The sequence below is a fragment of the Pseudomonas guineae genome (assembly GCF_900113745.1).
GTDB lineage: Bacteria > Pseudomonadota > Gammaproteobacteria > Pseudomonadales > Pseudomonadaceae > Aquipseudomonas > Aquipseudomonas guineae.
Genome location: NZ_FOQL01000003.1, coordinates 395,121 through 408,972 on the forward strand (window position 1 = coordinate 395,121; position 13,852 = coordinate 408,972).

At 58.8% G+C, this 13,852-nt stretch carries 12 protein-coding genes; 10 read left to right on the plus strand and 2 right to left on the minus strand.

All coding sequences use genetic code 11. The features are described from left to right. Window positions 1–5 precede the first annotated feature (5 nt). The 4 genes from BMZ32_RS13360 (at window position 6) to nadE (ending at window position 4,491) form a co-directional block, all read left to right on the plus strand. Window positions 6–221, plus strand: coding sequence for an SEC-C metal-binding domain-containing protein (locus BMZ32_RS13360; RefSeq protein WP_090242753.1), 216 nt, complete (start codon window positions 6–8; stop codon window positions 219–221). A gap of 7 nt (window positions 222–228) precedes the next feature. Beyond that, the gene (locus BMZ32_RS13365) at window positions 229–684 is read left to right on the plus strand and encodes a DUF2489 domain-containing protein (protein WP_090242755.1); all 456 of its coding nucleotides are present in this window, start codon (window positions 229–231) and stop codon (window positions 682–684) included. A 164-nt stretch (window positions 685–848) separates the two neighbouring features. Continuing rightward, window positions 849–3,362 (plus strand): penicillin acylase family protein, encoded by a 2,514-nt coding sequence (locus tag BMZ32_RS13370; RefSeq protein ID WP_244153975.1) that lies wholly within the window; start codon window positions 849–851, stop codon window positions 3,360–3,362. 301 nt (window positions 3,363–3,663) lie between these two features. Next, on the plus strand, window positions 3,664–4,491 hold the full coding sequence (gene nadE / locus BMZ32_RS13375; protein WP_090242757.1) for an ammonia-dependent NAD(+) synthetase: 828 nt from the start codon (window positions 3,664–3,666) through the stop codon (window positions 4,489–4,491). A gap of 52 nt (window positions 4,492–4,543) precedes the next feature. Here the strand turns inward: nadE and dcd are convergent, their stop codons facing one another. Beyond that, window positions 4,544–5,110: a dCTP deaminase gene (gene dcd / locus BMZ32_RS13380; RefSeq protein WP_090242759.1), complete on the minus strand. Its 567-nt coding sequence runs from the start codon at window positions 5,108–5,110 to the stop codon at window positions 4,544–4,546. A gap of 323 nt (window positions 5,111–5,433) precedes the next feature. Between dcd and BMZ32_RS13385 the strand changes: the two genes are divergently transcribed. Further along, window positions 5,434–5,643, plus strand: coding sequence for a cold-shock protein (locus BMZ32_RS13385; protein ID WP_090242762.1), 210 nt, complete (start codon window positions 5,434–5,436; stop codon window positions 5,641–5,643). Between the two features lie 109 nt (window positions 5,644–5,752). Here the strand turns inward: BMZ32_RS13385 and apbC are convergent, their stop codons facing one another. Further along, window positions 5,753–6,844, minus strand: a complete 1,092-nt coding sequence (gene apbC, locus BMZ32_RS13390; protein WP_090242764.1) for an iron-sulfur cluster carrier protein ApbC — start codon at window positions 6,842–6,844, stop codon at window positions 5,753–5,755. Between the two features lie 194 nt (window positions 6,845–7,038). On the opposite strand from apbC, the gene metG reads away from it, so the two are divergent. The 5 genes from metG to BMZ32_RS13415 all read left to right on the plus strand — a co-directional run bounded on the left by metG (window position 7,039) and on the right by BMZ32_RS13415 (window position 13,850). Then, the gene (gene metG, locus BMZ32_RS13395) at window positions 7,039–9,081 is read left to right on the plus strand and encodes a methionine--tRNA ligase (RefSeq protein WP_090242766.1); all 2,043 of its coding nucleotides are present in this window, start codon (window positions 7,039–7,041) and stop codon (window positions 9,079–9,081) included. Between the two features lie 157 nt (window positions 9,082–9,238). After that, entirely contained in the window at window positions 9,239–9,823 is a 585-nt protein-coding gene (rsxA, locus tag BMZ32_RS13400; RefSeq protein WP_090242768.1) for an electron transport complex subunit RsxA, read from the plus strand. After that, complete coding sequence (gene rsxB, locus BMZ32_RS13405; RefSeq protein WP_090242770.1) at window positions 9,820–10,395, plus strand: electron transport complex subunit RsxB; 576 nt, start codon at window positions 9,820–9,822, stop codon at window positions 10,393–10,395. Before rsxA ends, rsxB begins: the two co-directional genes overlap by 4 nt. Further along, window positions 10,392–12,686, plus strand: coding sequence for an electron transport complex subunit RsxC (rsxC, locus tag BMZ32_RS13410; protein WP_090242772.1), 2,295 nt, complete (start codon window positions 10,392–10,394; stop codon window positions 12,684–12,686). The genes rsxB and rsxC overlap by 4 nt, the downstream gene beginning before the upstream one ends. 132 nt (window positions 12,687–12,818) lie before the next feature. Beyond that, window positions 12,819–13,850 carry an RnfABCDGE type electron transport complex subunit D gene (locus BMZ32_RS13415; protein ID WP_090242774.1) on the plus strand — a complete coding sequence of 344 codons (1,032 nt, stop codon included), beginning with the start codon at window positions 12,819–12,821 and terminating at the stop codon, window positions 13,848–13,850. The last annotated feature ends 2 nt before the right edge of the window (window positions 13,851–13,852 follow it).

Consider the following 13,852-nt stretch of genomic DNA (forward strand, 5'->3'; position numbering starts at 1 on the left):
CTCGCATGACCCAGCAAGAACACGTTCACGGTCCTGACTGCACCCACGATCACGACCATAGCCACGACCATAGCCACGACCATGATCATGGACACGTACATGGGCCCGATTGCAATCATGGCCACCACGAGCCTGCGCGCAACGCTCTTAAAGACGTTGGCCGCAATGACCCTTGCCCTTGCGGCAGCCAGAAGAAATTCAAAAAATGCCACGGCGCGTAAGCCTGCGATGAATAACCTCAACTTGCTCGTACTGATCGCAAGCGGCGTACTGATTACCGCACTGGCGCTTTACGCACTGCAGCTGTGGCGTCGCGTCTGGAGCAAGGAAAAAGCGCAAGCCGAAGCGATCACTTCGCAACGCGAACGCATCGCTGGCGATTTACGCATCCTCGCTAGTAGCTTGCTCGATGGCCAGCTACCGCTGATCGAGGGCGCGATTCGGATCAAAGTACTGCTGGATAACTTCGACAGCAGCCTCAGCCAGAATCAGCACTGTGAGGTTTTTCATCAGTTGTTTGCGGCAACCACCCAAGTGCCAACCCACGCCGAGTGGAAAGCCCTGGAGAAAAGCGTGCGCCGCCAACATGAGCAGCACTTCAGCGAACTGGAGTTGCAGCACAAGGCGGCGGCTCGCGCCGCTGCCCGCTGGCTACTCGACGAAGCCCTGCCGCCAGCCCGATAAAACGCCTGATTTAACCCGCCATGCGCCTTGTCAGGGGCATGGCCGCTGGCTAACGTAGTGGGTCCGTACCTGAACGTCGTCGCACTTGCCGGAAGGCGCCACTTCACTCAATCGGTTTCCATCCGCAAGGAGCCAGCTGCATGCTAGCGCGCGCGATACGCCCCATGGCTCATCTCAGCCTCGCCGCCATACTGACGGCAGCAGTCGCACTGAGTGGCTGCCAGTCATTCCTGAGCAGCCGCTTCGGCGACAGCGTACCCCCGGATCAAGGTATCGAGAGGGTCAAAGGTCTGGCTCAAAGCGTGGTAATACGCCGTAACCCGTTAGGCATGCCGCTGATCGAAACCAACACATTCCATGACGCCCTGTTCGCCCTAGGCTATGTGCACGCCAGTGACCGCCTGAGCCAAATGGTTGGCCTGCGCTTAATGGCCGAAGGCCGTCTGGCCGAAATGGCTGGTCCAGGCGTACTGGAAATGGACCGCTTCATGCGCGCGGTCAACCTGAAAAAAAGCGCTGAGGTGCTCTACAGCAACACTTCTCCGCGGATAAAACGCTTCTTCGAGGTTTATGCACGCGGGGTCAACGCCTATCTGTTCCGCTACCGCGACAGACTACCAATGGACCTGGCCGAATCCGGCTATCGTCCGGCGTACTGGAAAGCCGAAGACTCGGCTCTGGTGTTTTGCCTGCTGAATTTCGGTCTTTCAGTGAACCTGCAAGAAGAAATCGCCGCACTGGTACTCGCGCAAAAAGTCGGCAGCGAGCAACTCGCCTGGCTGCTACCGACCTACCCCGACGAACCCTTACCACTCGAAGAGGCCGACAAGCTTAAGGGGCTCAAGCTCAATGGTCAGCTGGCGGGCCTAAGCGCGGTCAGTGAAGCCGTCAGCCAATTTGCCGATGCGCACATGCTCGGCGTAGCCGCGTCTAACAACTGGGCCTTCGCTCCTCAGCGTACGCGCAGCGGCAAAAGCTTACTGGCCAACGACACCCACTTGCCACTGTCGATGCCATCCGTGTGGAATTTTGTACAGATCCGCTCACCCAAATACCAAGCCGCCGGCGTCTCAATTGCTGGCGTACCCGCTATCGTAGCGGGCTTCAATGGCAAGCTAGGCTGGGGCATGACCATGGTCATGGGCGATAATCAGGATTTATTTCTTGAGCAAGTCAGACGCCAGAATGGCCGCCTGCACTACCTCGCTGACGGCAAATGGCTGCCCGCGCAAGAGCGTCAAGAGACCTTCTTCATCAAAGGGCAGCGGCCAATCCGCGAGACCATTTTCGAAACCCGCCATGGCCCACTGTTGAATTCGGTACTGGGTGGGCGCAAACACAAGCTGCAGCCTATGCAGCTGAACAGCGGCTATGGCCTGGCACTGAAAACCACCCCATTCGAAGCAGACCAGACCCTCGATGCCTTCTTCGACCTGTCGCGCGCGCAGTCGGTCGAGCAGGCCTTTGAGGCCACCCGTGAAATCCGCGCCATGCCGCTGAATATCGTCTTCGCTGATGCGCAACATATAGGCTGGCAAGTGACCGGGCGCTTCCCCAATCGCCGCGCGGGCCTAGGTCTGATGCCCTCACCCGGCTGGGATAGCCAGTACGAATGGGATGGCTTCGCCGATCCCATGCTGCACCCCTACGATCAGGACCCGCCGCAAGGCTGGCTAGGCACCGCAAACCAGCGTACGGTACCGCGCGGATATGGCATGCAGCTGTCCAACTCTTGGTTCTACCCAGAACGCGCCGAGCGTATAGCTCAGCTAGCCGCTACCGGTCGACATGACAGCCAGAGCATGATCGCCATGCAGTACGACCAGACCTCGCCCTTTGCCGCCAAGCTGCAAAACATGTTTAGCGCTCCAGGCATGGCCGAGGGTCTAAAAGCCGCTATCGACTCCATGCCAGCTGCAGACCGTAACAAAGCCCGTGAAGCGCACAGCCGACTGCTGAAATTCGATGGCAAGATGGCCGCCACCTCGGCAGATGCCGCGTTGTACAGCGCCTTCCTTTATCAGAGCGCGCGGGAAACTTTCCTCGACGAACTGGGCCCGGAAAATACACCGGCCTGGAAGGCATTCGTCGAAACCGCCAACAGTTCCTACTCCGCTCAGGCGGACCACTTGCTGGGCCGTGAAGACAGCCCCTTCTGGAACGATCGCAGCACCGCGCAGCAAGAAGACAAACCGACCATCCTGGCGCGCAGCCTGGCAGGCGCAGTCACGCTACTGGAAAGCAAGCTGGGCGTTGAACGCAGCGCCTGGCAGTGGGGCAAGTTGCACACCTACAACTGGACAACCGAAACCAGCCAACTTGCGCCGTACATGAGCGCCAGCCAGCGCAGTAGCATCAATGCCATCAAGGGCTATCTGGATCGCGGCCCTTACCCGGCAGGCGGCGATCACAGCACGCTGAATGTGGCGGCATATAACTGGGGCGAGAACTTCGACACTTGGTTGATTCCCGCCATGCGCATCGTCGTCGACTTCGGCCGCGAGGAACCGCTGATCGGCCTTAACAGCTCAGGGCAATCCGGCAACCCAGCTAGCAAACACTACGCCGACGGTATCGATGCCTGGCTCAAGGGCAGCTACATGAGCTTTCCCTTTCAGCCACGCAATCTCGACAAGGTGTATGGCAACAAGCGCTTGCTGCTGATGCCAGCGAACTAAAGCGAAGCCGCACATGAATGACCGCTCGTCGGTAGTTACTGAACCAATCCAACAACTGCCGCTCTGACAAAGTGGACTTACTCCACACATCATCGTTTTAGGGCGCTTCTAGCGCCCTTTCTTTTGCCTGCGATTTAGCTTCGACACATTAGTTAGCGTATCCAAGCACCTCTAGCGTGCACTTCACAGCCACTTCAACGTAAGCTTTACGCATTCTGCTAACGCTTGCTGCCTTACAGCCGGGTATACCTGCCGTGTGACTGCACAAGCCATGTGTTCTGCTCCCAGTGAGGACGTTGAAATGAGCAACCGCCAAGCCGAAATTGCTGCAGCGCTCGACGTAGTCCCGCCCTTCGCCGACGAAGCCGCACTGGTCGCGCAGGTCGACCGGCGCAAAGCCTTTATTAAAAACTGCTTGAAGAATTCGGGGCTGAAGGTACTGGTGCTGGGTATCAGCGGCGGCGTCGACTCACTGACCGCCGGCAGATTGGCGCAGCTTTCCGTTGAGGAATTGCGTGGTGAGAGCGGCGATTCGGCCTACCGCTTTATCGCTGTACGCCTGCCCCATGGCACTCAACACGACGAACATGACGCCCAGGCCTCCCTGCAATTTATCCGCGCTGATGAAGAAGATACGGTCAATATCGAAAGCAGTGCGCTAGGTCTGGGTGCACAAATTACTCACCTGCAAAATCTCAGCGCGGCTCGCCGCGATTTTGTCATGGGCAATGTCAAAGCCCGGCTTCGCATGGTCGCCCAGTTCACCATCGCCAACGCTAACAATGGCTTGGTGATCGGCACCGATCACGCCGCCGAGGCGGTCATGGGCTTTTTCACTAAGTTTGGTGACGGCGCTTGCGACCTCGCACCACTGTCCGGCTTGGTCAAAGGCCAGGTGCGCTCCATCGCGAAGTACCTGGGCGCACCGGAAAACTTGGTACTCAAGGTACCGACTGCAGACCTGGAAGAGTTGCGCCCCGGCAAGCCTGACGAAGAAGCGCATGGTGTCAGCTATACCGAGATTGATGCATTCTTACACGGACTGTCAGTGCGCGAAGAAGCCTATGACATCATCGTGCGCACCTACGACAACACCCGCCACAAACGCGAACTGCCGCTAGCACCATAACAATGAGCACAAAAAAGCCGGGCATTGCCCGGCTTTTTATTTACGCTGTGTATCAGGTCCGCGGCAACGTGACGCCCAGCTGCCCTTGATACTTGCCCCCGCGGTCCTTGTAAGAAACCTCACAGGGCTCATCGGACTGAAAAAACAGCATCTGCGCGACACCTTCATTGGCATAAATCTTCGCCGGCAAGGTGGTGGTATTGGAAAACTCCAAGGTCACATGACCCTCCCACTCCGGCTCAAGCGGGGTGACGTTGACGATGATGCCGCAACGCGCGTAGGTGCTTTTGCCTAGACAGATGGTCAGTACATCACGTGGAATCCTAAAGAATTCCACGGTGCGGGCCAAGGCAAAGGAGTTGGGCGGAATAATGCACACATCACTCTTTACATCGACAAAGCTCTTCTCATCGAAGTTTTTGGGGTCGACTGTGGCCGAATTAATATTGGTAAATACCTTGAACTCATCGGCACAACGCACATCGTAGCCATAGCTGGAAACCCCGTAAGAGATCAGCTTCTCAGCACCTTCATTGCGCACTTGGCGCTCAACGAAAGGCTCGATCATGCCGTGCTCTTGAGCCATGCGGCGAATCCACTTATCCGATTTAATGCTCATGGCGACTGTCCTGCTGTAACGAAGGGTGAAAAGATGCTCGCATCTTACCGGGCCGGACGATTGGGTTCAAAGGCTGTGGAAACAGCCATGGTGCAAATCGCCAAGAATCGATCTGCGCCTAAATAACAGAAAGATGCACAGAGCATTCGCGCTTAGCGCTAAAAGCGGGTATTGTGTGCGCCACTGTGCTGCATGTGTCACCGCGAATCGCTTCATGATGCCTAGATTTCGATCCAAACATCGTACGACTCCTAGTACTCGTTGCACTCAGTCCCGGCCTGGGCTTTTCCAGGGCTGTTAATAAAATTTTTAGGAGACATAACATGTCGAATCGTCAAAATGGCACCGTTAAGTGGTTCAACGATGAGAAAGGCTACGGCTTCATCACCCCACAGTCCGGTGACGACCTGTTCGTACACTTCAAAGCTATCCAGAGCGATGGCTTTAAGAGCCTGAAAGAAGGCCAGGCAGTGACTTTCGTCGCTACCCGTGGCCAGAAAGGCATGCAGGCTGAGGAAGTTCAGGTTGTATAACCTGCACTAACCTCGCTTGATAAAAAGCCCCGCCATGTGCGGGGCTTTTTTGTGGGCGCTTATTTATCTCTGTGCAAGATGCGGCGCACTTGCATGCGCCACGAACCAATCAATCTTCGCTGACGACGATGCTCGGCATCGCCCGCTGCGCGCCACCTTGAGCAATGCGCGCACCAACATTGCGAGCGGTTTCTTGATAGATCATCGCGATCTGGCTTTCCGGATCGGCGATGGTGGTCGGCTTGCCACCATCGGACTGCATGCGGATAGCCATCGACAACGGTAACGAGGCCAGCAGGTCGACGCTGAACTGCGCCGCCAGTTTTTCGCCGCCGCCCTCACCAAACAAATGCTCTGCATGGCCACAGTTCGAGCAAATATGCACGGCCATGTTTTCCACCACCCCCAGCACCGGAATATTCACCTTACGGAACATTTCAACGCCCTTCTTAGCATCCAGCAGCGCCAGATCCTGCGGTGTAGTGACAATCACCGCGCCGGCCACTGGCACTTTTTGCGCCAAGGTCAACTGAATGTCACCCGTGCCCGGCGGCATGTCGACGACCAGATAATCCAAGTCATTCCAGGCTGTCTGAGTGATCAACTGCAGCAATGCACCGGAGACCATCGGCCCACGCCAGACCACCGGGGTGTTCTCATCGGTAAGAAAGGCCATGGACATCACTTCCACGCCATGGGCTTTGAGCGGCACAAACCACTTTTGATCTTTTACCTCTGGCCGCGTGCCTTCGGCGATACCAAACATGATGCCCTGGCTCGGCCCATAGATATCGGCATCCAGAATACCGACCTTCGCGCCTTCGCGGGCCAGCGCCAGTGCCAGGTTAGCCGCAGTAGTGGACTTGCCCACACCGCCCTTGCCTGACGCCACGGCAATCACGTTTTTCACATTCGCCAGTGCCGGGACCTGATCCTGCGCTTTGTGCGCTTCGATCACACAGTCCACCTGCACCTGCGCACGCTCTACGCCGTCGAGGCTCTCCAAGGCCATTTGCAGCATTTGCGCCCAGCCTGTTTTGAAAAGCCCGGCGGCATAGCCCAACTGCAGACGCACCTTGACTTGACCACCCTGGATATCCACCTCACGCACGCAGCCAGCGCTGACCGGGTCCTGATTCAGGTGGGGATCGGTGTATTGGGACAACGCGGCTTCAACCGCTGCGCGGGTAACGACACTCATGGTGGGCTCCAAAAGGCTGAGTAAAGCAGGCAGGCATGTTAACCCACTGACCTGCCAGCGGTGCGCATCCGCGGGTGATTAACCCCACGCCACCTTCAGCCCTCATACCAGGCATTGGCCGCGCAAGGATGAAAAATATCCGCCGCCGCTATATAGTTGCCGGCTTCTCTGAGTTACCAATGCAGCCAATTCCCATGAGCCAAGCCCGCAAGATTCTCGTTACCAGCGCCCTGCCCTATGCCAACGGCTCGATCCACCTCGGCCATATGCTCGAGTACATCCAGACCGACATGTGGGTGCGTTTCCAGAAGCTGCGCGGCAACCAGGCCATCTATGTCTGCGCTGACGACGCACACGGCTCAGCCATCATGCTGCGTGCTGAGAAAGAAGGCATCACCCCAGAGCAGTTGATCGCAAAAGTACAAGCCGAACACACTGCGGATTTTGCTGATTTCGGGGTGAACTTCGACAACTACCATTCGACTCACTCGGATGAGAACCGCGAGCTGTCAGCGGCCATCTACCTGAAGCTGCGTGATGCCGGGCATATCGCCACGCGCTCGGTCACGCAGTACTTCGACCCTGAAAAGGGCATGTTCCTCGCCGACCGCTTCATCAAGGGTACCTGTCCAAAATGCGCGACCGAGGACCAGTATGGCGATAACTGCGAGAAATGCGGTGCCACCTACGAACCGACCGAGCTGAAAAACCCGCGCTCGGCGATCTCGGGCGCTGTTCCGGAACTGCGCGACTCCAAGCACTTCTTTTTCAAGCTACCGGACTTCGAGGCCATGCTGAAAAGCTGGACCCGCAGCGGCGCATTGCAGGACGCCGTAGCCAATAAAATCGCCGAATGGCTAGATTCCGGCTTGCATGAATGGGACATCAGCCGTGATGCGCCCTACTTCGGTTTTGAAATCCCGGACGAACCCGGCAAGTACTTCTACGTCTGGCTGGACGCCCCCATCGGTTACATGGCCAGCTTCAAAAACCTCTGTGCGCGTTCGCCCGAACTGGATTTCGACGCGTTCTGGGGTAAAGAGTCGACTGCTGAGCTGTACCACTTTATCGGCAAAGACATCGTCAACTTCCACACCCTGTTCTGGCCGGCCATGCTTGAAGGCGCCGGCTATCGCAAGCCCACTGCGGTCGCCGTACACGGCTACCTGACGGTCAACGGCCAGAAGATGTCCAAGTCACGCGGCACCTTTATCAAAGCGCGCACCTACCTGGACCACCTCAACCCGGAGTACCTGCGTTACTACTACGCAGCCAAGCTGGGCCGTGGCGTCGATGACCTTGACCTCAACCTTGACGACTTCATCCAAAAGGTCAATTCCGACTTGGTCGGCAAGGTAGTGAATATCGCCAGCCGCTGCGCCGGCTTTATCCACAAGGGCAATAATGGTCTTCTTCTGGCTGGCAATATTGCGCCGGAGTTGACCGAGGCTTTTGACGCGGCCACACCGTCTATCGCCGAAGCCTATGAGACCCGCGATTTTGCCCGCGCAATGCGCGAAATCATGGGCCTGGCCGACCGAGCCAATGCCTGGATCGCCGATAAAGCCCCCTGGTCGCTCAATAAGCAAGAAGGCAAAGAAGCTGAAGTTCAGGCTATCTGCGCTTTGGGCATAAACCTGTTCCGCCAGTTGGTGATTTTCTTGAAACCGGTACTGCCGCAGCTGGCTAAAGATGCCGAAGCCTTCCTCAATGTCGCGCCATTGACCTGGGACGACCATCAGTACCTACTGGCGGACCATCAGCTCAACCCGTTCAATGCCCTACTCACCCGGATCGAGCCGGCGAAAGTCGAAGCGTTGATTGAAGCATCCAAGGAAGACCTGGCCGCCAGCGAAGCAGCACCCGCGGCCCAAGGAAATGGCGAGCTGAGCAAAGATCCGTTGGCTGCCGAGATCGCTTTCGATGCCTTTGCCGCCGTTGATCTGCGTATCGCCCTTATCGAGAAATGCGAGTTCGTTGAAGGCGCTGACAAGCTGCTGCGCCTGACCCTGGATATCGGCGACGCCAAGCGCAATGTGTTCAGTGGCATCAAGAGCGCCTACCCCGACCCAAGCAAGCTGGAAGGCCGTATGACCCTGTACGTGGCCAACCTGGCGGCGCGTAAGATGAAGTTCGGCGTATCCGAAGGCATGGTGCTGGCTGCCGGCCCTGGTGGTGAGGAAATTTACCTGCTCAGCCCCGACAGCGGCGCGAAGCCGGGTCAGCGAGTTAAGTAACCCGCTGCGACGGATCAGCGCAGTCAGGACTCTCTGTCTGCGCTAGCCTTATGCCCACACCTCAGGAACGCTGATCCAGCTTGTATGGCTGCATCGGCTTATCGATAATAGGCACCCTTTTCCTGCGGCCTTTGCCCGTCCATTAACGGAACCTGCAATGACCGAACTCGCCTTGATCATGGTCAGCGCCATCCTGGTTAACAACTTCGTGTTGGTCCAGTTCCTTGGCCTGTGCCCGTTTATGGGCGTCTCAAAGAAAATCGAGACGGCGATTGGTCTTTCGCTGGCCACCACCTTCGTGCTGACCCTGGCGGCCATGTGCAGCTATCTGGTCCAGCAGTACGTGCTCAAGCCGCTGGATATCGAATACCTGCGCACTATCAGTTTTATTCTGGTGATCGCCGTGGTGGTGCAGTTCACCGAGATGGTGGTGAACAAAACCAGCCCGTTGCTTTACCGCGTGCTGGGCATCTTCCTGCCGCTGATCACCACCAACTGCATCGTCCTCGGCGTAGCCTTGCTCAACGCCAACAAGGCCGAATTCACCTTTATCAGCGCCACCGCCAATGGCTTCGCCGCCGGACTGGGCTTCTCCCTGGTGCTGGTGTTGTTTGCAGCCATGCGTGAGCGCATTGCCATTGCCGATGTGCCGAAGTCCTTCCAGGGCGCGGCTATCGGCATGATCACCGCCGGGCTAATGTCGCTGGCCTTTATGGGCTTTAGCGGGCTGATCAAGCTATGAGCCTGGTGCTGATCGCCGTTCTAGCATTGCTCACCCTGTGCCTGGTGGCCGGCGCCATCCTTGGTTTCGCAGCGGTGCGCTTCAAGGTCGAAGGCAACCCGATTGCTGAACAGATCAACGCCTTGCTGCCGCAAACCCAGTGCGGTCAGTGCGGCTACCCCGGCTGTAAACCCTACGCCGAGGCGATTGCCGGCGGTGACAAGATCAATAAATGCCCACCCGGCGGTGAAGCGACCATTCAGGCGCTGGCTGATCTGCTCGACGTAGAAGCCGAGCCGCTGGATGCCGTGGAAGGCCAAAAGCCGCAGATGGTCGCCTACATCCGCGAAGCCGAATGCATCGGCTGCACCAAGTGCATCCAGGCCTGCCCGGTGGACGCCATTGTCGGCGCGGCCAAGCAGATGCACACGGTGATCGTCAGCGAATGCACCGGCTGCGACCTGTGCGTTGAGCCCTGCCCAGTGGACTGCATCGACATGCTCGAAGTTAGCAGCAGCGTACAAAACTGGAAATGGGAAAAGCCCCTGGCCCCCGGCCAACTTATTGCCAGTGACCGGGAGCAAGCAGCATGACCGCACAACAACGTATCTGGGACATCCCCGGCGGCATTCACCCGGCCGAGCGCAAGGAGCTGTCGAACCGCACGCCGATCCAGCCAGCACCGCTGCCCAAACACCTGACACTGCCGCTTAACCAACATATCGGCGCGCCGGCAGAGCCAGTTGTCGCCGTCGGTGAGCGCGTACTGAAAGGTCAGCTGATTGCCGCTGCTAATGGTTTTGTCAGTGTGCCCGTGCATGCGCCCACCTCTGGCACCGTCAGCTTTATCGGCCCGCAGCCATACCCGCACGTATCCGGCATACTCGCCCCGGCCATCGTCATCGACAGCGACGGCCTAGAGCAGTGGTGCGAACTGACGCCTTGCCCGGACTATCGCCACTTGGAACACAGCGCCCTGCTTGAGCTGATCCGTCAGGCCGGCATCAGCGGCATGGGTGGCGCGGGTTTTCCTACGGCCGTCAAACTCAATGCGCGGCCCACGCAGAAAACCCACACGCTGATCATCAATGGCACCGAGTGTGAACCCTACATCACCGCCGATGACCTGCTGATGCGCGAACGCGCCAGCGAACTGGTCTCTGGGATCGACATCCTGGTGCATTTGATTAAGCCGGATCAGGTGCTGATTGGTATCGAAGACAACAAGCCCGGGGCCATCGCCGCTATGCGCGACGCTTTGGCCGAGCGCAGTTATCAGCTCAAGGTGTTCCCGACCAAGTACCCCTCGGGCGGCGAGAAGCAACTGATCCAGATCCTCACCGGCGTGGAGGTGCCCAGCGGCGGCCTACCGGCCGATATCGGCATGCTCTGCCACAACGTCGGCACCTGCGTGGCCATCCATGACGCTGTGATCCACGGCAAACCACTGATTTCGCGTATCACCACACTGACGGGCGAAGCCTTGGCGCAGCCGATGAATGTCGAGGTATTACTCGGCACGCCAGTCAGTGAACTGCTGGCCTTTGCCGGGCTGGATAAAGCCAAGCTGAACCGGCTGATCATGGGCGGCCCGATGATGGGTTTTACCCTGCCCGACTTCACGGCCCCGCTGATCAAGACCACCAACTGCCTGCTCGCCGCTAGCGCCGCCGAACTACCCCCGCCGCCGCCGGCCATGCCGTGCATCCGTTGCGGTGAATGTGCCGAAGCCTGCCCGGCTAGCTTGCTGCCGCAGCAGCTGCACTTCTTCGCCATCGGCCAGGAGCACGAGCAGCTCAGGGCACATAACCTGTTCGACTGCATCGAATGCGGCGCTTGCGCCTATGTCTGCCCGTCGAGCATCCCCCTGGTGCAGTATTACCGCGCCGCCAAAGGCGAAATTCGCGATCTGGAGCAGAAACAGCTGAAGGCCGAACAGTCCAAGCAGCGTTTCGAGTTGCGCCAAGAGCGCCTGCGCCGCGCCGAAGAGCAAAAAGAAGCCGACCGCCAGGCCCGCGCCGCTAAAGCCGCGCAAGCCAAGGCCGCCCAGGCTCAAGCGGCCCCCACGGCAGGCAGCGATGCCCCTGCCGCCAAGCCAGCGGGCCTGAGCGACGAACAAAAGAAACTGAAAATCGAAGCCAGCATGGCGCAGGTGGCGCTGAAGAAAGCCGAAAAGCAGCTGGCCACCCACGCCACAAGCGAATTGCAAACTCAGGTCGACGCGCTACGCAGCGCTGCTGCTGCCGCACAACTGGCGCTGGATACAGCGCTGGCAGCCGACCCGCCAGCGCCTGTGGCGGCCGCAGCCCCCACAGCCGACGATAGCGCGCTGAAAAAAGCCAAGATCGACGCCGCCATGCTCCGCGCCCAGGTGCGCAAGCTGGAAAAACTCGAAGCGCCGAGCGACGAGCAACAGGACGAACTGCAACAACTGCGCAACCAGCTCGACGCTGCGCAGACGCTGCTGGCCAACCTTGAAGCTCAAGCACCTGTCACGCCTGCCCCCCAAGCAGAAGCCGCAGCCATCGACCCGCTAAAAAAGGCCAAGATCGAGCTGGCAATGAAACGGGTGGAGCTAAAGAAAGCTGAAAAAGCCCAGAGCGACGAGGCAACCCTCAACAGCTTACGAGAAGCATTGACCCTGGCTGAGCAAGCGCTGCATGCGGCTGAAGCGGCGTCCGGCAAGCCTGCGCCGGAACTGGTACGCACGGACAAAAAGCCGATTGACGAAGCCACCCGCGCGCTGAAAACCGAAGTCGCCTTTGCTCGCGCCGACCTGCGCAAACTGGAGCGTGACGACAATAGCGCAACGGATGTACTTACTGCGGCCCGCCAGCGTCTGGCCGACGCCGAGCAGCATCTGGCGCAGCACCAGAGCGCATAGAATCGTAGGGTGGGTTAGCCCTAGGCGTAACCCACTGAAGGCAGTTTAACTGCCAAAGCCGCTGGCCTTTAGGCCGGTGGGTGGGTTACGCGGCTGACTCGCCCGACAACAGATTGTTCAACCGGAGCACCAATGGCCCTACCCCGCATCACCTCGCCCCACGCTAAGGGCAACAACCGCACCCAGCAAGTGATGCTGCAGGTGCTGCTGGCTGCCGTACCGGGCATCCTGGCCGTGACCTGGCTGTTTGGTATCGGTACCTTGTTCAACCTGCTGTGGGCCAGCCTGTGCGCCCTAGGCTTCGAGGCGGCCATCCTGGCCTTGCGCAAGCGCCCTGTGGCGTTCTTCCTCAAGGACTACAGCGTATTAGTCACGGCCGTACTGCTGGCCTTGGCGCTGCCCCCCTATGCACCGTGGTGGTTAACGGTGGTGGCCACCGGTTTTGCGGTGATTTTAGGCAAGCAGCTGTATGGCGGCCTTGGGCAAAACCCGTTCAACCCGGCCATGCTCGGCTATGTCGTGGTACTGGTGTCCTTCCCGGTAGAAATGACCAGCTGGCCAGCTCCCCATGCGGTGGGCATGCTCGAAGGCCTGCAACAGATTCTCGGCATCGCCAACCTGCCCGATGGCTGGGCCCAAGCCACTGCGCTGGACGCTTTGAAGGTCAATAAAAGCCTGACCATAGACGAGCTGTGGACGCAAAACCCAGCGTTCGGCCGATTTGGCGGCGCAGGCAGCGAAGCGGTTAACTTAGCCTTCCTCGCGGGCGGCCTGTACCTACTGCACAAACGCCTGTTCACCTGGCATGCCCCCGTCGGCATGCTCGCGGCTCTAGCGCTGATGAGCTTGCTGTTTTGGAACGGCTCAGGCTCGGACTCGCACGGCTCACCACTGTTTCACCTGCTCACCGGTGCCACCATGCTCGGCGCCTTCTTTATCGTCACCGACCCCGTCAGCGGCGCCACCAGCAACCTCGGCCGGTTGATTTTCGGCATAGGTGTTGGCCTGTTGGTGTATGTGATTCGCGCCTGGGGCGGTTACCCGGATGCTGTCGCCTTTGCCGTGTTGCTGATGAATTTGGCAGCCCCGACCATCGACTACTACACACGGCCGCGCACCTACGGCCACCGCAAGCCGACACGCGGCTTCAAGCTGGGAGAGTGACC